Here is a 17,645-nt window from a genome sequence, read left to right as displayed (position 1 = left end):
CAGCGTCTTGCGATAGGCCTCGGGCATCCAGTCCTGCGCTTCGATCTTGCCGTCGGCTTGCATCACGGCGTCGAAGCAAGACTGTTCGGCGGCGGCGGATGGGGCCGCTTCGTTTGGCTGCGTGGGGCTCGGGAGGTCGAGGGATTGGGTGTACATGCGGGGCTCCGCCGTCTTTTTTGAGATGCGATGGAGCGAGTATATCTATTAACCGACCGGACGGTTGATTAATTTTGCTTGCAACTCATTCGATGCGAATAGCATCGCGTTAACCCGGCACCCTTTCTTTAAAAGCGCGGTAAATGCACGCAAAAAAGCCCAGCCGCAAAAACGGACTGGGCAAACCACCGGGATCCGGCGGCGGAGGTTCCTCCACGTTCGCGAACGTCGCGCCGCGAAGCGCATTTCGAGTTTTGTATTTAATCGACCGAAGGCATCAGATCCCGCGGGCGAATTGCCGGAAATCCAGTACTTGCTTTACTGCCCGAAGAACACGCCGTGCGGATCGACGACCGGTTTGCTCGCTCGGCCTGATTGCGAAGCTGCGCCCGCCGACGAGCCGTAACCTTCGGCCTGCGCCTGAGCGATGCGCATATCGGCGACGCGCGTTTCGGCTGCCTGCAGTTTCGCCGGGTAAGACGCATCCTCCGCGACGGGCGCATAGCCAGCCTTCTCGAGTTGCACGAGTTCGCCGCGAACTTCGGCGCGACTCACCGACGCGCTCGATTGAGCGAACGACACAAGCGGTGCGGACAAGACGGCGGCTGCGATGACTGCTTTGATCCACGATTTCATGATCGGCTCTCTCTGATTCGATGAAGCCCGGCGCGCTTCGGGATTCGACACGCGCCGAGCGGACGATCGAAGTGTAGGGTCGCAGCCGTCGATGATCATTCATCGAGACAAGGAAGCATCTTTACGGAATTGGTAAGAAAACGGACGCGTGACGGGGTGCCGATAATGCGGCGCACCGTCGATACATAGTGGGCGAGCTAGTCATCAACGCCGTCGCGCGGACCCTTTCACGCGATGCAACGAAGCGCCGGGCCGATTATTCCTAAATCGACAAAGATCATTCAACGGAAACGAGAATGATCTTCGGAGCACTCGTCTTTACACTCCGTTCACAAGCTGCTTAATACGAAACCGGCAGCACGATCAGATATCCGAATCGGAGGTAGTCACCATGAAGACGTTCATTTCCGCAGTCGCCGTCGCCGCCGCCCTTGCCGTTCCCGCCCTTTCGTTCGCGCAGCAATCGGACGCGCCCATCAGCCGCGCTCAGGTGCGCGCCGAGCTCGTTCAACTCGAAAAGGCCGGCTATAACCCGAACATCAGCGACCCGTCGTATCCGTCGAACATCCAGGCAGCGCAAGCCCGCGTGAGCGCGGAGCAGCTCGCGCAAGCGCCGGCGCAATCGAGCGACTATGGCTCGGTCGCCAATGGCTCGTCGCAGTCGGGCCGCACGAACGGCGTTCAACCGCGTGCGCTCGGCGCTTATTTCGGCCAGTAAGCGGATAGCATCACCAGCCGATTCGTGTCGGCTATAGCGCGAGGGGGCGACATCCGAACGATGTCGCCCCCTCGCGTTTTGCATGCGAAATGCTTTATGCATGATGGCATTTTGCATTCGGAATGTTAGATGCCGGGGCTGCGGCTGATCATGGAATCGTCGTGATGTAGCGCGCGACGTCAGCGACAAGTGAAGCCGAACGTCGCGCCCTGCTATCATCGCGACGGCTTCTGCGCATCAGCCCATTCGAACGCATCGATGCACGGCTCAAAATTCGACCGGCCTGTCTTGTCGCTCGAAACACCCCATGCGCCGCCTCTCCAGCGGCGATCAATTCAGATAGCCCCCACACACTGCGCCCTCCGTTCGCGCCCATACAGCGACGCTCCATAGCGAAGACTTGAAATCGAGTGGCATGCAAGCGCCGATCGAACCGTGAGGCATATCGACAGCATCGATGACCTCTATCGATGCCGCTTTATGGACACCACGCACACGATGTCTATGATCGGCAAAACAGACGCGGTCCAATGCAGGCCGCCTCACCGCAAGCGAAATCGCCGGAAGACGCGCATTGACTCGAAGCCTCGACATGCAAAGCGTCTCTTCACACGGTTTCGCCAAACAGAGATACACGGAGACGACCTTGCCCTCAACCATCGCCTTGCGCGTCGATCAATTCATCGACTCACGTGCCCTTTCTTCCTTCCAGAAACGCATCCTGCTGCTGTGCTTCCTGATCGTCGCCATCGATGGCTTCGATACCGCGTCCATCGGCTTCATCGGACCGGCCTTGCGCGAGCAATGGCATCTCACTGCCGCATCGCTCGCGCCGCTCTTCGGCGCGGGACTTTTTGGCCTGATGACGGGCGCGCTCGTGTTCGGCCCGCTCGCAGATCGCTTCGGCCGCAAGGCGGTGCTCGTCGGATCGGTCGGCGTGTTCGGCGCGGCGAGTCTTGCGTCGTGCTTTGCGCCGGATCTCATGTGGCTCATCGCGTTGCGCTTCGTTACGGGCCTCGGGCTCGGAGGCGCGATGCCCAATGCGATCACCCTCACGTCCGAGTACTGCCCGGCTGAGCGGCGCTCCGGCCTCGTCACGCTGATGTTCTGTGGCTTCACGGTCGGCTCCGCACTGGGCGGTCTCGTCAGCGGACAGTTGCTTGCGCAAGTGGGCTGGCGCGGCATTCTCGCCATCGGCGGCGTCGCACCGCTTCTGCTCTTGCCCATGCTCGTCGCCGCCTTGCCCGAATCGCTGCGCTTCCTGCTCGTCGCAAAGCATGGCACCGCCACGCGCAGCGACGAACGCATCGAGCGCATCGCCCGAAAGATCGATCCCTCGCTTCCCGCCGGCACGCGTCTTCAGGCAGGCGAAGCGCCGATGAAGTCGTCGGTGCGCGCGCTGTTCGCGCCGGATGTGCTCGCGGGCACGCTGCTCTTGTGGGCAACCTTCTTCATGAGCCTGCTGATCGTCTATCTGCTGTCGAGCTGGATGCCTACCCTTCTGTCGAGCAATGGCCTCTCGCTGAAGCAGGCGTCGTTCATGAGCGCGACGTTCCAGATCGGCGGCACGGCGGGCGCGATCCTGCTCGGCTGGCTGATGGATCGCCGCGAGCCACATCGCGTGCTGTCGTCGGCGTATCTCGTCGCGGCCGGATTCATCGTGATGTGCGCGTTCGCGGGCGGATCGGTGCCGATGATCGTCGTCGCGATCTTCGGCATCGGCGTGTGCGTGAGCGGCGGACAAGTGGGCGGCAACGCGCTCGCCGCAGGCTTCTATCCGACCGGCAGCCGCGCGACAGGCGTCGCGTGGGCGAACGCCGTCGGGCGCAGCGGATCGGTGACGGGATCGCTCCTCGGCGGCGTGATGCTCGGTCAGCAGTTCGACTTCCGCACGATCTTCCTGCTGCTCACCGTGCCGAGCGTGATCGCGGCGATCTCGCTTGCGATGCTGGCGCGCGCCCGCCGCCGTCAGCGCTTCGACGTCACGCCATCCGCAATGACCGTGGCTGAATGATGCATAAGGCATTCGGCATTTTGCATTCATTACCTGCCGCGCTCACGCGATTGCAGATTCCAGAAACAGCTCGGTCAGCACCGTGCGCAGCCAGCGATGCGCGGCATCGTGATGAAAGCGCTCGTGCCAGTGCTGCTTCACCTGATAGGTCGGCACGTCGAACGGCAGTTCGAACACGCGGATGCCTGCTTCATCGGCGATCGGTTCCGCGAGTCTGAGCGGCACCGTCGCGAGCAGGTCCGTGCGCGCGATGATGTTGGCGAGGCCCAGATAGTTCGGCAGCTCGAGCACCGCGTGACGCTCGACTCCGAGCTGCCGCAAGGTGCGGTCGACGACCGAATGCCCGGTGCCCGAAGGCGTCACGACGATGTGCCCTTCTGCGAGAAAAGCATCGAGCGTGGGTGCATCGGTTGCATTCAAAATCCGCGGATGATGCATTGCCGCCATGCCGACGAAACGCTGCGTGAATAGCTTCTGCTGATAAAAACCCGCTTCGAGTTGCGGCATGAAGCCGACCGCGAGTTCCGCCTCGCCCGATTCGAGCAGTTGCGGTGTCTTGTCTTCGATATGCAGCACGCGTATGCGCACACCCGGCGCAATCGCGCGCAGCCGCCTGAGCAAGGTCGGCAGGAGCACGATCTGACTGATGTCGGTCATCGCGATGCGAAAAACCTGCTTCGCGGTCTCGGGATCGAAGCACTTGCGATGCTTCGACAGCGCGTCGAACGACGCGAGCAGCGTGACCGTGCGTTGATGCAGATCGCTCGCGAATTGCGTCGGCTCCATGCCCGCCGACGAGCGCACAAAAAGCGGATCCTGATAGTGATCGCGCAGCTTCGCGAGATTGAAGGAGATCGTGGGCTGCGACAGCCCGAGGTTCGCCGCGGCCTGTGAGACGCTGCGCGTGGCGTGAATTTCGGCGAACACCTGCAGCAGCCTGATGTCGATGTCGGTCATCGAATCATTGTAGTCACGAGCCTTCATCGACGAAAGCGAGAGGAAGGACCGTGACGCGCTGACGCGTTCAGTTGGCCGGAATCGTGACCACCGGCGACTTTGCCGTGTCCGTGACTTCCGCGAGCGCCATCAGGTTCTGCACGACAGTGAACGCATATTTCGAATCGAAGTCGCCGCGATCGATCCAGTAATGGGCATCGTCGTAGAGCACGCTCACGTATGCGTCGCGCGGCACTTTCTCGCCCACCTTCACGACGATGGTCGGCCGCGTTTCCCCGCCGATCAGCCCGATGCCCGGCTTGGTCGCGCCGCTGCCCACCTGCGCGTCGGGCACGGCGATCTGCGCGCCGAGATCGGTGAGAATGCCGAGGACCGAACGCGTGACCATCGGCACGCGGTTCTGATCCGACGATTGACCATACACGATCTCATACGTCTTCATCTTCGGCGAGAGGTGCAGCAGCTTTCTCACGACCGCGAGATCTTGGACGACTTCCTTGTTCGACCCGCTGCGCGTCGCGCCGAGCGTGATGAAAACGCCGCCCTTGTCGGCGCTGTTTCCCTTCGCGCTCTTGTCGCTCTTGTTGCTCTTGGCGTCATCCGTGTTGCGCGACTCGATGTTGAGCTCGCCCGCAAGCTGCAGCCTGCGCAATGCCTGAAGCAACACGAAGAACTCGGGCGACCCCGATGCGTTCGGTCCGCCCAGTGCGTTGCCGTTTTGCAAGCCGCTGATCGATTGCGCGGTGATACGCAGCAACAGGTCGATCGGAATGCCGCTTTCGGCGAGCGGCATCACGAGCGTCGGCGAAAGCGGACGGATGTAGGCGCTCGCATACGCGTCGCCGGTGGTCGGGCTGAACGTGAACGTCGGATGATTCGAGTAAGAGACGCTGCCCGTCGCCTGCGCGTAATTCGGCTGCGCGCCGGAGCCGGCATTGAGCACGAGGCCGCCCGTCGTATCGAACGTATAGGCGGCGATGATGCTGCTCACGGTGAGAAACGACGGCGCGTCCGCGAAGCGCAAACCGACAATCGCTGCAAGAATTTCTCGCTTTTTCGCATCGCCGAGCGCCCGGGCGTAATCCACCTGATCGGCTTTGAGGCGGCCCGGACCGATGCCCGCGCAGCCTGCTGCGAGAAAGGAGACGGAGAGAATGGCAATCGATAAGGCTTTCCTTGTCATGGCTCTTTATGAAGGTGAAAAGAGGATCGTCGGCGTGCGGCCGCGGAACATCCGGGCCAACGTCGCAAATTTCATACCTTTGAGCACGAACGATCACTTCCGGCGCGTTGCGCGCCGGTTCTCCGAGGGCGTCGCGACCCGGCGTGCTTCGTCAGGTCGCGAGCAAAATCAGCTTACGAAGCGCCGTGCTGCTGCGCTTTCGACTGAGCGTGCTTTTCCTGCGTGGGCCCCTGAGCGATATGACGGCTCGCTTCCTTGTGCTGCGCGACGAGCGCATCGAGGCGGTCCTGCGCGAAGCGCGGACCATCGTCGCGAGCGAAAGCGGGAGCGGCGAGCGTCGCTGCCGCAAGGACGATGACCGTGGCGAAAGGCGTTCTTTTCATGATTCACCCCGCGATTGAAAGCGGCAGGCCCCGAGTGCCGCCGCCCGACTAGCATCGCACATCGGCGTGAAAGTTGCGCGGCGTAACGCGCACACTTCAAAGCGATAATGGACAGGAAAATAATTCAGGAATCCGCAACGCACGCAGAATGTGTGCGCATGCACGCACACGTCGTCAAAAATCGATGCCTGAAATTCGTCTACCAAACGTTTGCGACGCGAACGAACCGCGATTTCGACGTATCGCTTTCGATGGCCGTGCGTAAGTAGTTGCATGTGAAACCATCTGCCCGAGGCGCGCGGCTCGGGCCGGCGTCCGCCCGCAGCCCATGCTCCGACCGGACACGAGGAGACCGGCATGAGCACGACGACGACGGATTTCACCGGGCATGGCGCCCCGCCCGACATCAATATCGACGCCCGCACGAACGACGACGCCTTCACCGACGGCGAGCCCGGTCCGCGCGCGGCGGCGGATATCGCCAAGTGCGAGGCGCTGATCTCGCATGCGGCCGAAACCGGAACGCTCCTCGAAAAGACCGACGTCGATGCAGTGCGCGGCGCGCGGGCCGCCTTCGATCAGGGCATCTGGAGCCGCGCGATCGGCAGCGCGTTCTACGGCGCGATGAGCCGCATCGCGGCGTCGGTGCAATATCCGGGGCGACGCATCGTCGACGATCTCGATCACTGCCGCGACATGGTTTCCTTCGGCGCGCAGAACGGCAAGCTGCTCGACGAACACGATATCGAAGCGATGTCGAAAGCGCGCGCCGCGCAGCAGGAACACACCTGGAATCCCGAGATCGAGAGCGCTTTCTACGCTGCGATGAGCCGCATCGCGCACGCGGTGACGCCCGTCGTCGCGGAAACGGCGGGCGACGAAGCGCGGGTGGGCGCACGCCGCGCGATCCGCATTTACACGCGTTCGGCGATCGCGCTGACACTGCTCGTCGTGTCGCTGTCGTGTCTGCTCTTCGTTGCGAATCAGGTGTCGACGGATATCGCGACGGTCGTCAAGGAAAACGATACGGCCGCGCTGACGCTGCACAACCAGTTGCAGGCGCACGCGGTCGCAATCGCCGACGCCGATCTGAAGAAGGACGCCGTCGCCGTGATTGCGCTGCAGAACTCGCAGCCCGCGTTGCAGATCAAGGAAGAGTTGCAGAACTTCGCGACGAACAACCGCCAGCTCTTCGCCGACGTATCGCGCATCAGCGCGTTCACGACGAGTCTCGGTCTCGGCGCGATACGCAGTCCTTATAAAGCGCCCTGCGACGCCGAAGAGAACGTGCTCAATTTTCAGGGCGCGTATCGCACGTCGCATTCGCCGAAGTACTACGACGGCAAGGTGGCGAGCGGCGACTGGCAGTGCAATCCCGATGTCGCGCGCAAGGTGCTGGAAATCACGCTGCCGCTGCTCGCCAAGCCCAATGCCGAGCCAGGCGACGCCCGCCCGCCGTCCGATATCGACGCCGTCGCGCAAGGCTTTCAAAAGATCGCGGTGTATCAGGACATTCGCGCGATGGCGCTGTATGCAAACGACATTATCCTGTCGATCGTCGGCGCGGTGACGGGCTTTCTGTTGCCGGTGCTCTATGCGTGGCTGGGCGCGTGCGCCGCGATCCTGCGGCAGCTCTCCGCCGATTCCGCGGCCAGCACCTTCCATCCCGAGCATTCGAAGGTCGCCAACCGCGCGCATGTGACGAGCGCGATCATCGTCGGCATTTCGATCGGGCTTTTCAGCAAGCTGCTGGAAGGCGGCAAGGATGTGTCTCCGCTCGCCATCGCGTTCGTCGCGGGCTATGCGTCCGACAAGTTCTTCTTTTTCGTCGACCGGCTCGTGGGCGCGATGTTTCCGCCGCGCAACGAGCCGCCCGCAAAAGCGGCCAAGACAACAATGCCTCGACCGCCATCGAGCGTGTGATCGCTGGCTAATCCTCGTCGAGTTCGAATTCGACGCTCGGATAATCCTGCAAACGGCCGCTCACCTCGGCTTCGCGCTCGCTTGTGAAAAGGCCGTCGAGATAATCGAACGACAGCTTGCCGGCGAGCGCCTTCAATGCAAGCTCCGGGCTGCGCTTCGGCTCGGTTGCGATATCGCCCGAATCCATGCAGGCGCAAAACTCTCCGTTTTTTGAATTCATTGCGCCGATGTCGATCACTTTGCCGTCGACGTTCTGCGCCAGCACGCGCTGCTCCACCGCGAAAAGCCTGAACGGGCGTTCGAGGCTCGCGGGCGGCTCGGAACTGCCTTCCTTGCTGTCACGATCGACCATGATGCGGTTCTCCCTCCGTGCGTGAATCGAAACGATGCAGCAAGGCACGCGCCCGCCGCGTGTGCGTTGCAGCATCGACGCGCCTTTCCTGCGCGCGCCGCGCCGTCCTACAGTGAACCATCGGGCACGCAATCAAAGGAGCAGTCACCGTGAATGCAACCATGAGCGGCAAGGTCGCGGTCTTGACCGGCGCGAGCCGCGGACTCGGACGCAACGCCGCATTGCAACTCGCGCAGCAAGGCTGCGGCGTGATCGGCACCTACAACCGTCATGCGGATGCCGCGCGATCGCTCGTCGACGAAATCGCGAAAGCCGGCGGCAAGGCGGCCGTGCTGGAACTCGACGTCGCCCGCTGCGAAACGTTCGCGGCCTTCGGTGATGCGCTCTGCAAGACCCTCGAAGATACGTTCGAGCGCGAGAACTTCGATTTTCTCGTGAACAATGCGGGCATCGGCATCCACGCGCTCTTCGCTGAAACAACGCCCGCGCAGTTCGACGAACTCGTCAACATCCAGTTGAAGGGACCGTTCTTTCTGACGCAAACGCTCCTGCCTTATCTGCACGAGGAAGGCGCGATTCTGAACGTGTCGAGCGGACTCACGCGGTTCGCGTTGCCGGGTTTTGCGGCGTATGCCGCGACGAAAGGCGCGATCGAAGTGCTCACGCGCTATCTCGCGAAGGAGCTCGGGCCGCACGGCATTACGGTGAACACCATCGCGCCGGGCGCCATCGAGAGCGACTTCGGTGGCGGCGTCGTGCGCGACGATCACGACACGAACCGGTTCATCGCGGATAACACGGCGCTCGGACGCGTCGGTTTGCCCGACGATATCGGCGGTGCGATCGTGGCGATGCTCTCGGACGGCAATCGCTGGATGACGGCGCAGCGCGTCGAGGTGTCGGGCGGGATGTTCATCTGAGGCATCGAATCCGCCGCGCGCAAAAAAACCCGGACGCACGCGGCGTCCGGGTTTTGCATACAACATGCGTAATGCCTAATGCATCACGCCACGAAGCGTCGCTTAGAAGCGGTGGATGATACCCACGCCACCCGCGAACATGCTGCGCGATGCCGACGGCGCGCCTTGGAAGCCGTCACCGATGGTCGCGTTCGCTGCCGTCTGACGGTTACGCGTCGTGCCCGACGGCACTGCCAGCGTGTTGCCGTTCGCGCGCTGGAATGCTTCCAGTGCGTACAGGCCCGTGCGCTTCGACAGCGAGTAGTACTGCGAGAGGTTGAACTGGTGGTACGACGCCGCATCGTTGATGCCGTTCGCCTTGCTCGCCCACGTGTAGCTGTAGCCCGCCGCGAAGTCCCACGCCGGCGTCGCCTTCCAGTGCAGCACCGTGCCCGCCGTGTTGAACACCGCTTCGTCCGTGAACAGCGAGTTCGTGCCCGGGATGTACTGAACGTTCGTGTACGTGACCGAGATGTCCCACGCGCTGTTGAACTGGTAGCCGCCCGCAACCGCGAAGCGTTGCTGAGCCTGTGCGCGCTGATAGCCCGCGGTCACCGCCGACACGCCCGGCTGGCCCGAGCCATCGGTCGCTGCCGTGCTGTTGATCGTCGTCGAGCTGCTGCTGTAGATGCCGCCGCCGTTAGCCGCATTGTTGATGCGCGAGAACGCCACCGCACCACCGATCGGGCCTTGCTGATACTGAATCGCAGCCGACCACGTCGAGCCCTGGTACACGCTGTCGGGCACGCCCGCGAACGAGTACGAACCGCTGATCGTCAAGCCGTAGAACTTCGGCGACGTATAGACCACCGAATTGTTCGCGCGGTAGATCGTGTCCAAACCGTCCAGATCGCCCGGGTGCGCGCCGAAGTAGCCGGTGAGCCAGTTCGTCGGGCTATACGGCGAGAGCAGCGTGTAGTACGAGGTGTACTGGCGGCCCAACGTCACCGTACCGTAGCCGGGGTTCGTCAGACCGACCCACGCCTGGCGGCCGAACATCGCGTTGGTGAACTGCTGCTGCCCGCTGTTGATGTCGAAGCCCGATTCCAACTGGAAGATGGCCTTGTTGCCGCCGCCCAGATCTTCCGCACCCTTCAAACCGAAACGGCTGCCCGCCCAGATGCCCGACGCCATCTTGACGTTCGAGCGGCCCGGGTTCGTCTTGGCCAGGTTCGTCTGGCTGCTCTGGTAGACGATCGAATCGTCGACGATACCGTACAGCGTGACGCTGCTTTGCGCGAACGCCGGTGCCGCGGCTGCGAACGCCGTGGCTGCGACGACTGCGGCCTTGGTCAATGTGAAACCCTTCATTTTTTCTCCTCAAGCGGTGGGCAATGACTTGCGTGCGAGTGCTGGAACCGGTGCCGCGCTGGCGACGTCGTTATGTTTCAACTCGTAACTTTTATCGCTGGCAAGTGTATGGCTTACAGACCGAATGCGAAAGAAAGACGCGATTCGGTGTCGTTTTTTTTCACTGTCTGGTTAACGAGTATTTTCGGGCACGCAGATATTGGGCAATCGGTCGCGAAACTGACAACAGACTGACAGCAACGTGGCATGCCGACGGCTTCAGCAAGGCCGATCGATGGCGCGCCGGACAGCGGAAAAGGACCGTCCGTTCGTCATAAAGAGGTGCGCGGCTTTATTGCGCGGGGCGTGCGCGATGCTGCGCCGCAAAACCGAGCGGCGAGCGTGGAGGCTGGAAGAGAGGAAGACGCGTCGCGCCTTTTTCGGGCGGCAAGACGCGCCGGCGCATCGCAAATAAATTGAAAGCTACCCGACGATGCACCGACGCGAAGATGAATATCGAGCGAACGCGCTGCAAGCCTGCGCCGCCCGATCGAACGGTTAATGCTCGATTTTGCCGCGCAGTTCGCGCGCCGTTTCGAGCAAGCCTTCATAGCCCGAGCGCGCGTGGGAAGGCAGGTCCGGATCGCCGACGAGCGTGCCGAGCGTTTCGATGATGCTGTACAAAATGCCCTTCGCCGCGCCGGCCGCCATCTTGCCCGCCGCGTAGGATTCGTCGACGTGAGAAATGGCCGCATCGAAATGCTCGACTTCCGGGTGCGCCTCGCCGATACCCGATGCGTCGTCCTCGCGCGGCTTGGTCGGGTCGCTGTTCATGATGATGGTCCTCCGTGTGTGGTCTCTGCCTTCTGTATAGCGCCACTGCGCGCGGCGTGCAATCGGCGCATGGCCGCACATCTCAGGTTGTCGGCTCCTGGATCGGCTGGATGAAGTGCACGCGGCGCGTGTCGCCCGCGCTTCTGCCCGCGCCGTGCGCAACGCCGTGCTCCATCAGAAGCGCGCGCAGTTCGATGATGACCGGAAACACCTCGTGATTATGGTCCGCGCCCTGCCGGTCATGCGCCTCCTGCTCGCGCTCGACGATCCATCGATCCTCCTTGAAGATGCGCTCGGTAAACCACACGAGCAGCGGCCATGCGGCATCGAGCAGGCCGGGAATCTTCGGGCGGCGGATCGACAACAGGCCAAACGTGCGGTTCGTGCGCTGTTCGGCGTCGAGCGGCACATAGGCGATCCAAAGATCCATGACCATGGTGTCGTCCTTGGTGCGGATCTTGAGCGTCTGGTACGGGTACTCGGTGCGGATCGTCATGACGTCCTTGCCGCCGTCGTCGGGCTTCGTGCCGCGCTTTTGCCCGAAGACGAGCGCCTCGCCGATCGGTTGCTTGCCCGCCTCGCGCGCGAAGATGTAATCGACTTCGATCCAGTCCTCGCCGCGCCGTCTGCCGAGCGAACGCGCGCGCATGCTGCCCATCTGCCGCCGATGAAGAAACTGATGGTTCATGTCCATCAGGTTTTCGTGCATGAAGGAATAGTGGCACTTCACTTCGCGCCCGAAGCGGCGCGTCTTGTACGCGCGATCCGTGACGGAGCCGAGATCGGGAAACTTCGCGGCTTCCGCGCGCGCCGGATCGCCCGTGAACACGAAGACGAGCCCGCCCGCTTCACGGCACGGATACGCGCGCACGCCGTTGGGCAGGCGCTCGCGCCCGAGATAGGGAATGTCGGTGCAGCGGCCGGTGCAGTCGTAGGTCCAGCCGTGATAGCAGCAACGGATCGATTCGCCATCGACGACGCCCGCCGACAACGGCACCTGCCGATGCGCACAGCGGTCTTCGAGCGCGAACACCTTGCCCGACTCCGTGCGCACGAGCACGATCGGATCGCCGGCGAAGCGCACGCCGTGCGCATGGCCGGTTTTCACTTCGCGCGACCACGCGAGCGGATACCAGTGATCGGGATGAATGTCGACCCGGCGCAGATCGCGCGGCGGCTTCGTCGGTGTATCGAAGGAACCGGCTTCCTGCTCGCCCTGCGGCAACGCTGCGTGCATGTACGACGCCTCCGGTAAAAGGAGATCGGATTGAGCGCCGCACTCGCGCGCGACGCAATGAACGACCATTCGCAGTCTACACGGCGCCGGTCATTTAGGCGCGTGGCGAATGGCCGGGGCGGTGCGCCCGCGCGCCCTTCACGCCTGCTGGCCAAGATGCGCGTGCAGATGATCGATGAGCGCGCGCACCTTCGGCGGCAAGAAACGGTTCGGCGGATAAAGCAGCCACACCGGCCCCTGATAAGCGCGCGCCTGCATTTCCCAATCCGCGAGCACGGCCGCCACGCTGCCCGACGAAAGCGCATCGCGAGCGGCGAATTCCGGCAGCGCCGCGATGCCGAGCCCGCTTTCGGCCGCTTCCAGCCGCGCGCCCGCGTGATTGGCGATATAACGCCCGCGCACCGCGACCGTCACAGTTTCGCCGCTTCGGGTGAAGCGCCAGCGGTTGTCGTCGGCGGTCTCGCCGAGATGAATGCAATCGTGATGCGCCAGTTCGCGCGGATGATCCGGCACGCCGCGCTCCCGCACATATTCCGCCGATGCGCACAGCAGCCAGCGCACGCGCCCGAGCGGCCGCGCGGCGAGCCCTTGCGGCGGTTGACTCGTCACGCGGATGACGAGATCGACGTCGCTGTCGAGCGGATCGATGTCGTGATCGGCGAAAACGAGTTGCAAGTCGACCTCCGGATACGCCGCGAGAAACGCCGGCACGAGCGGATGAATTACGGATTTTGCATACGCCGTGGGTGCCGACAACGCCACGCGCCCCTGCGGCTTGCCCGACGACTGCCCTGCCGCATCGACCGCGCCCGACGCGGCCGCCGCCATGTCGCGGCAATGGCGGTACACCTGATAGCCCGACTCGGTCACGCGGATCTTGCGCGTCGAACGTTCGAAGAGGCGCGTGGCGAGCGCCTCTTCGAGACGCTTGATCTGGCGGCTCACCGTCGACGGCGTGCTGCCCAGTTGCCGTGCGGCGACCGAGAAATTGCCCGCATCGACGACGCGCGCGAACACGGCCATATCGGGCATCAGGTCGAAAAGATCGGCGGGATTCATTTGTGCATTCGCGACAGGAAAGCTGTGCGCTGGAACCCGATTATCACTTTGAATGCATCATTCCACAATGACGGCTCCTCTCACCGGAGCCGCCGCATGACCATCGAATCGCCCGTCCGACGCCTGCTTCCTCTCTCCGATCTGCTGCTTTTCCTCGTCGCGATGGTGTGGGGCAGCAGTTACGGCGTCGCCAAAACCGCGCTCGCATTCTGTCCGGTGCTCACGCTGCTCGCGTTGCGCTTCGGCATCACGTTCTGCCTGCTTGCCGCGAACTTGCGCCATCTGCGGCACGCGAACGCGGCGACCTTGCGCGGCGTGCTCGTCCTCGGCCTGCTGCTGCTCTCGATTTTTCTCGCCGAAACCTTCGGCATCTTGCACACGCGCGCCGCGAACGCCGCGTTTCTCATCAGCTTGTGCGTCGTGCTGACGCCGCTCGTCGAATGGGCGCTGCTGAAACGCCGTCCCGGCGCGGCCGAGTGGCTCGCTGTCGGCGTGTCGTTCGCGGGCGCGTGGCTGCTCGCGGGGGATGGCGCGTTGTCCTTCGACTTCAATCTCGGCGATGGCCTCATCCTCGCCGCCGCCGTGCTGCGCGCGCTGTCGGTCTGCGTGACCAAGCGCGTGATGCGCGCGGCGGCGCTGCCCGCGCTCACTGTGACGGCCGTGCAGGCGGGCGTCGTCGCATCGGGAAGCGCGGCGATCGCACTGATTTTCGCGCCGTCGCAGTGGCAGACTTTGCCCGCGTTCGCCGGTCACGGCGTGTTCTGGGGCTCGGTCCTGTATCTCGTGTTTGCATGCACGCTCTTTGCATTCTTCGCGCAAAACTACGCGATCGGCCGCAGCAGTCCGACGCGCGTCTCGCTATTGATGGGCAGCGAGCCCGCGTTCGGCGCGCTCTTCGCAAGCGCGTGGCTCGGCGAGCATGTGTCGACGGCAGGCTGGATCGGCGGCGGGATGATCGTCGCGGCGTCGCTGATGGCGACCGTGCCCTGGCGAGGCGTGTTCGTGGCGCGTCCGGGTCGGGCGTGAGCGCGGACTTCGCTACGCCTGTTTTTTGAATACCACGCTGAAGTTGTTGGCCGGCATCGCGACCGTCTCCACGAGCGTCAAGCCGGCTTGGTCTCCGAGCGCCGCGACCGCTTCCATGTCGCGCACGCCCCAACGCGCATCGCGCGCACGCAATTGCTGATCGAAGGCTTCGTTGCTCGGCGCGGTATGCGCACCGTTGCGCCGATACGGCCCGTACAGATACAGCACGCCGCCCGCGGTCAATCGCTCGCCCGCACCGCGAAAAAGCGACTCGGCGGCTTCCCACGGCGCGATGTGGATCATGTTGATGCACACGATGGCCGCCACGTTCCCGATGCCCCAATCGTGATGCAGCACGTCGAGTGCGAGCGGCGCGTTGAGGTTCGCGAGCCCCGCATGCGCGCGCCAGGCGTCGATGGAATCGCGCGCGTCCGCATCGGGATCGCTCGGCTGCCAGACGATGCCCGGCAGCGCCGCCGCGCAATGCACGGCGTGCTGTCCGGTGCCGCTCGCTATCTCCAGGACGACGCCGCTTCGCGGCAGCACGCGCGCGAGGACCGATAGAATCGCATCGCGATTGCGTTCGGCGGCGGGCGCGCAACGACGCTCGGAGCCGGATGGTGCCTGATTCATATGCAATGGCACATGCCTGTGCTTGGAGTGAAAGTCGCATCGAGCCTAACGGGACGCACGAAGAACCGTCAAGCGGCGCGCTTCCGGGATGCCATGGCGCGATTCGTGCTGCCGCTCCCTGCCAACCCGGCCACGCGGAAAGCGCGGGCAGCAAGTAAACCTGTGTATGCTCCCGGTTGATCCCGCGTCCGCTTTCGCATTTTGCATACATGCGTATTGCATTCCGAATGCCAGATCGAATGCATTCGACCGAAATGCAAAATGCCGGCGCGACGAGACACGCGCGCCGAACGCATTCAGATGAACCCGGAACCGCGCACGCGGCGCGATCGAAATGGAGTGAGCCATGCAGCACGATCGGAACCCGACGAAGCAATCGAACGACGGCCCTGACGACGACATGATCGCGTTCGCGAGCGAAGTGTTCGACGTCGCCCGCCGTGGCGATGCCGCGATGCTCGATGCGCTTCTGAGCAAGGGCTTGCCGCCCAATCTGCGCAACGACAAGGGCGACAGCCTCGTGATGCTCGCGAGTTATCACGGCCACGCGAACGCGGTGCGCGTGCTGCTGGAGCACAAGGCCGACGCGAACCTGCGCAACGACAATGGCCAGACGCCGATCGCGGGCGCCGCGTTCAAGGGCTTCAGAGATGTGATCGAAACCCTGCTCGAACACGGCGCGGATGTCGAAGGCGCATCGCCCGACGGACGCACGGCGCTGATGATCGCGGCGATGTTCAATCGCGTGGAGATCGTCGAACTGCTGATCGCGCGCGGCGCCGATCCGGATGCGCGCGACGCGGGCGGCTTTTCCGCACGAGACGCCGCCGAGAAGATGGGCGCGCCCGACACGGCGGCGCGGCTTGCACGGGCATCCGCTGAGCGGACGCGACCGCCTGAAGCGTGAAGGCATCCAACCGGCATGATGCACTTTGCGTGCAAAATTCAGTCCGCTGAACGAACGACGCCTCGCGCACGTCGAATCGATCTTGTAACCGCCGATCCAACAACGAACCAGACAAGCAGGTGACCCGGAACCATGGAGCTTTTGCGATGACAGGCGGTATCCCGCGTCGGGATGATGCGTCGCCGATCAGCCATTACGCGCCTGCGCGAGCGTGCCGGACGAGCAGCGCCTTCAACGCCGCCGCACGTTCGATGCTGCGCGTGGTTGCGCTCATCGTCGCCGCACGTTCGATGCTGCGCGTGGCTGCGCTCATCGTCGCCATTGCGCGTATGTTGCGCGCGCTGCGTCTCACCGCGAGCCTTCCGATCATCGCCGCGCTCGCGCTCTCCGCATGCGGGCTGATGCCCAAGCAAGTGCCCGCGCCGATCGTCGAGCACTCGTATATTCCCGCGCCTGACGAAGCCGGCTCCGGCGAGCCCGAAGAGCCGTTGCCCGCCGTGCAGGCGCCGGAACCGGCGTCCGCCGTGAAGCCCGCGCCCGCGCCGAAGCCGAAGCGCCGCGTCGTCAAGCCGAAGCCGCCCGAGCCGGCCGTTGCGCCGCCGCCCGAACCGCCCGAGCCGCCGCCTCCGCCGCAGATCATCTCGACGCGCATCATGCAGCACGATCAACTCCACGGCCTGCTCGATGCCGAGGTGCAGCGTCCGGACGGCAAGGTCGTCGGACGCGCGGTGGACATGTATGTCGATGCCTCCGCGAAGCCGAAGCTCCTGATGGTGAATCTCGCGGGCTTCATGGGCGTCGGCGACCGCAAGGTCAATTTTCCGTGGACGGCCTTCCGCTTCACGCCGAACTCGAAGACCGCGCCGATCACCTTCGTGCCGCCCCCGCCGCCCGCGAAGGGCAAGCCGGCGGATCCGGTGCCGAAGCCGCAGCCCGTCGCGGAGGCGCCGGCCAATTTCATGCAGCTCGTCGATTCGACGGTGACGCAGAAAAACGGCGCGCGCATCGGACGCGTGGTGGACGTGCTCGTCGATGCTCAGGCGCAACCCCAGGCGCTCGTGCTCGATCTGTCCAGCTCGCTCGCGGGCGACAAGCGCCATGTCGCGGCCAGTTGGGGCGACCTGCATGTGCTTTCGCGCAACAAACAATGGCAACTGCAGATGGATTTCAACGACGCGCAACTGAAGGCCGCGCCGACCTATTCGGCCGAGCAGCCGATCAAGATCGTGTCGCCGGTCGTGCCCGCGCCGGCAGCGGCATCGGCGTCGGCGGCGAGCGCGGCGTCGGCGCCGGCTTCGTCGGGCGCGGCCGGAGCGACGGTCTCCGGCACGGTGCAGGCATCGGGCGCGCGCCCGGCCAGATAACGGATAACGACATC

The 17,645-nt window shown here is 63.8% G+C and carries 17 protein-coding genes and 1 pseudogene; 7 read left to right on the top strand and 11 right to left on the bottom strand.

Going from position 1 to position 17,645, the window contains the following annotated elements; translation table 11 throughout:
• Window positions 1-156 (bottom strand): annotated as a pseudogene (locus NOV72_RS32890) (1,2-phenylacetyl-CoA epoxidase subunit PaaA); the annotation flags it as partial.
• Window positions 157-474: 318 nt separating this feature from the next.
• Window positions 475-792: a DUF4148 domain-containing protein gene (locus tag NOV72_RS28095; protein WP_106857805.1), complete on the bottom strand. Its 318-nt coding sequence runs from the start codon at window positions 790-792 to the stop codon at window positions 475-477.
• 391 nt (window positions 793-1,183) lie between these two features.
• Here NOV72_RS28095 and NOV72_RS28090 point away from each other — a divergent pair, with 391 nt between their 5' ends.
• Window positions 1,184-1,510, top strand: a complete 327-nt coding sequence (locus NOV72_RS28090; protein ID WP_106857800.1) for a DUF4148 domain-containing protein — start codon at window positions 1,184-1,186, stop codon at window positions 1,508-1,510.
• A gap of 646 nt (window positions 1,511-2,156) precedes the next feature.
• A complete protein-coding gene (locus NOV72_RS28085; RefSeq protein WP_245933186.1) occupies window positions 2,157-3,524 on the top strand; it encodes an MFS transporter in 1,368 nt (455 codons plus the stop codon).
• A gap of 42 nt (window positions 3,525-3,566) precedes the next feature.
• Here NOV72_RS28085 and NOV72_RS28080 read toward each other — a convergent pair whose 3' ends face one another.
• The 3 genes from NOV72_RS28080 to NOV72_RS28070 all read right to left on the bottom strand — a co-directional run bounded on the left by NOV72_RS28080 (window position 3,567) and on the right by NOV72_RS28070 (window position 6,047).
• Window positions 3,567-4,481 carry a LysR family transcriptional regulator gene (locus tag NOV72_RS28080; RefSeq protein WP_106857798.1) on the bottom strand — a complete coding sequence of 305 codons (915 nt, stop codon included), beginning with the start codon at window positions 4,479-4,481 and terminating at the stop codon, window positions 3,567-3,569.
• Between the two features lie 67 nt (window positions 4,482-4,548).
• On the bottom strand, window positions 4,549-5,664 hold the full coding sequence (locus NOV72_RS28075; protein WP_106857797.1) for a hypothetical protein: 1,116 nt from the start codon (window positions 5,662-5,664) through the stop codon (window positions 4,549-4,551).
• Window positions 5,665-5,837: 173 nt separating this feature from the next.
• Entirely contained in the window at window positions 5,838-6,047 is a 210-nt protein-coding gene (locus NOV72_RS28070; protein WP_106857796.1) for a hypothetical protein, read from the bottom strand.
• A gap of 357 nt (window positions 6,048-6,404) precedes the next feature.
• On the opposite strand from NOV72_RS28070, the gene NOV72_RS28065 reads away from it, so the two are divergent.
• Window positions 6,405-7,970 (top strand): hypothetical protein, encoded by a 1,566-nt coding sequence (locus NOV72_RS28065; RefSeq protein WP_106857795.1) that lies wholly within the window; start codon window positions 6,405-6,407, stop codon window positions 7,968-7,970.
• 7 nt (window positions 7,971-7,977) lie between these two features.
• Here NOV72_RS28065 and NOV72_RS28060 read toward each other — a convergent pair whose 3' ends face one another.
• Window positions 7,978-8,397: a hypothetical protein gene (locus NOV72_RS28060; protein ID WP_245933185.1), complete on the bottom strand. Its 420-nt coding sequence runs from the start codon at window positions 8,395-8,397 to the stop codon at window positions 7,978-7,980.
• Window positions 8,398-8,483: 86 nt separating this feature from the next.
• On the opposite strand from NOV72_RS28060, the gene NOV72_RS28055 reads away from it, so the two are divergent.
• On the top strand, window positions 8,484-9,242 hold the full coding sequence (locus NOV72_RS28055; RefSeq protein WP_106857793.1) for an SDR family NAD(P)-dependent oxidoreductase: 759 nt from the start codon (window positions 8,484-8,486) through the stop codon (window positions 9,240-9,242).
• 102 nt (window positions 9,243-9,344) lie between these two features.
• Here NOV72_RS28055 and NOV72_RS28050 read toward each other — a convergent pair whose 3' ends face one another.
• The 4 genes from NOV72_RS28050 to NOV72_RS28030 all read right to left on the bottom strand — a co-directional run bounded on the left by NOV72_RS28050 (window position 9,345) and on the right by NOV72_RS28030 (window position 13,701).
• On the bottom strand, window positions 9,345-10,592 hold the full coding sequence (locus NOV72_RS28050; protein WP_106857792.1) for a porin: 1,248 nt from the start codon (window positions 10,590-10,592) through the stop codon (window positions 9,345-9,347).
• Window positions 10,593-11,129: 537 nt separating this feature from the next.
• Window positions 11,130-11,405 carry a hypothetical protein gene (locus NOV72_RS28040; RefSeq protein WP_106857790.1) on the bottom strand — a complete coding sequence of 92 codons (276 nt, stop codon included), beginning with the start codon at window positions 11,403-11,405 and terminating at the stop codon, window positions 11,130-11,132.
• Window positions 11,406-11,487: 82 nt separating this feature from the next.
• Window positions 11,488-12,642, bottom strand: a complete 1,155-nt coding sequence (locus NOV72_RS28035) for an aromatic ring-hydroxylating oxygenase subunit alpha (protein ID WP_106857789.1) — start codon at window positions 12,640-12,642, stop codon at window positions 11,488-11,490.
• A gap of 138 nt (window positions 12,643-12,780) precedes the next feature.
• Window positions 12,781-13,701, bottom strand: a complete 921-nt coding sequence (locus tag NOV72_RS28030) for a LysR family transcriptional regulator (RefSeq protein ID WP_106857788.1) — start codon at window positions 13,699-13,701, stop codon at window positions 12,781-12,783.
• A gap of 96 nt (window positions 13,702-13,797) precedes the next feature.
• Between NOV72_RS28030 and NOV72_RS28025 the strand changes: the two genes are divergently transcribed.
• Entirely contained in the window at window positions 13,798-14,727 is a 930-nt protein-coding gene (locus NOV72_RS28025) for a DMT family transporter (RefSeq protein WP_106857787.1), read from the top strand.
• A gap of 12 nt (window positions 14,728-14,739) precedes the next feature.
• Here the strand turns inward: NOV72_RS28025 and NOV72_RS28020 are convergent, their stop codons facing one another.
• On the bottom strand, window positions 14,740-15,360 hold the full coding sequence (locus NOV72_RS28020; protein ID WP_106857786.1) for a DUF938 domain-containing protein: 621 nt from the start codon (window positions 15,358-15,360) through the stop codon (window positions 14,740-14,742).
• A 346-nt stretch (window positions 15,361-15,706) separates the two neighbouring features.
• Here NOV72_RS28020 and NOV72_RS28015 point away from each other — a divergent pair, with 346 nt between their 5' ends.
• On the top strand, window positions 15,707-16,267 hold the full coding sequence (locus NOV72_RS28015; RefSeq protein ID WP_106857785.1) for an ankyrin repeat domain-containing protein: 561 nt from the start codon (window positions 15,707-15,709) through the stop codon (window positions 16,265-16,267).
• 146 nt (window positions 16,268-16,413) lie between these two features.
• Window positions 16,414-17,631 (top strand): hypothetical protein, encoded by a 1,218-nt coding sequence (locus tag NOV72_RS28010; protein ID WP_106857784.1) that lies wholly within the window; start codon window positions 16,414-16,416, stop codon window positions 17,629-17,631.
• The last annotated feature ends 14 nt before the right edge of the window (window positions 17,632-17,645 follow it).

This window comes from Caballeronia novacaledonica (assembly GCF_900258035.1).
Lineage (GTDB): Bacteria > Pseudomonadota > Gammaproteobacteria > Burkholderiales > Burkholderiaceae > Caballeronia > Caballeronia novacaledonica.
This window is presented reverse-complemented; position numbering and strand designations above follow the sequence as displayed.

Coding starts and splice junctions, on each gene's coding strand:
- NOV72_RS28055 (WP_106857793.1), top strand. CDS start 8,484: ATGAGCGGCAAGGTCGCGGTCTTGACCGGCGCGAGCCGCGGACTCGGA.
- NOV72_RS28070 (WP_106857796.1), bottom strand. CDS start 6,047: ATGAAAAGAACGCCTTTCGCCACGGTCATCGTCCTTGCGGCAGCGACG.
- NOV72_RS28020 (WP_106857786.1), bottom strand. CDS start 15,360: ATGAATCAGGCACCATCCGGCTCCGAGCGTCGTTGCGCGCCCGCCGCC.
- NOV72_RS28040 (WP_106857790.1), bottom strand. CDS start 11,405: ATGAACAGCGACCCGACCAAGCCGCGCGAGGACGACGCATCGGGTATC.
- NOV72_RS28060 (WP_245933185.1), bottom strand. CDS start 8,397: ATGCTGCAACGCACACGCGGCGGGCGCGTGCCTTGCTGCATCGTTTCG.
- NOV72_RS28065 (WP_106857795.1), top strand. CDS start 6,405: ATGAGCACGACGACGACGGATTTCACCGGGCATGGCGCCCCGCCCGAC.
- NOV72_RS28050 (WP_106857792.1), bottom strand. CDS start 10,592: ATGAAGGGTTTCACATTGACCAAGGCCGCAGTCGTCGCAGCCACGGCG.
- NOV72_RS28075 (WP_106857797.1), bottom strand. CDS start 5,664: ATGACAAGGAAAGCCTTATCGATTGCCATTCTCTCCGTCTCCTTTCTC.
- NOV72_RS28030 (WP_106857788.1), bottom strand. CDS start 13,701: ATGAATCCCGCCGATCTTTTCGACCTGATGCCCGATATGGCCGTGTTC.
- NOV72_RS28035 (WP_106857789.1), bottom strand. CDS start 12,642: ATGCACGCAGCGTTGCCGCAGGGCGAGCAGGAAGCCGGTTCCTTCGAT.
- NOV72_RS28090 (WP_106857800.1), top strand. CDS start 1,184: ATGAAGACGTTCATTTCCGCAGTCGCCGTCGCCGCCGCCCTTGCCGTT.
- NOV72_RS28015 (WP_106857785.1), top strand. CDS start 15,707: ATGCAGCACGATCGGAACCCGACGAAGCAATCGAACGACGGCCCTGAC.
- NOV72_RS28080 (WP_106857798.1), bottom strand. CDS start 4,481: ATGACCGACATCGACATCAGGCTGCTGCAGGTGTTCGCCGAAATTCAC.
- NOV72_RS28095 (WP_106857805.1), bottom strand. CDS start 792: ATGAAATCGTGGATCAAAGCAGTCATCGCAGCCGCCGTCTTGTCCGCA.
- NOV72_RS28010 (WP_106857784.1), top strand. CDS start 16,414: ATGACAGGCGGTATCCCGCGTCGGGATGATGCGTCGCCGATCAGCCAT.
- NOV72_RS28025 (WP_106857787.1), top strand. CDS start 13,798: ATGACCATCGAATCGCCCGTCCGACGCCTGCTTCCTCTCTCCGATCTG.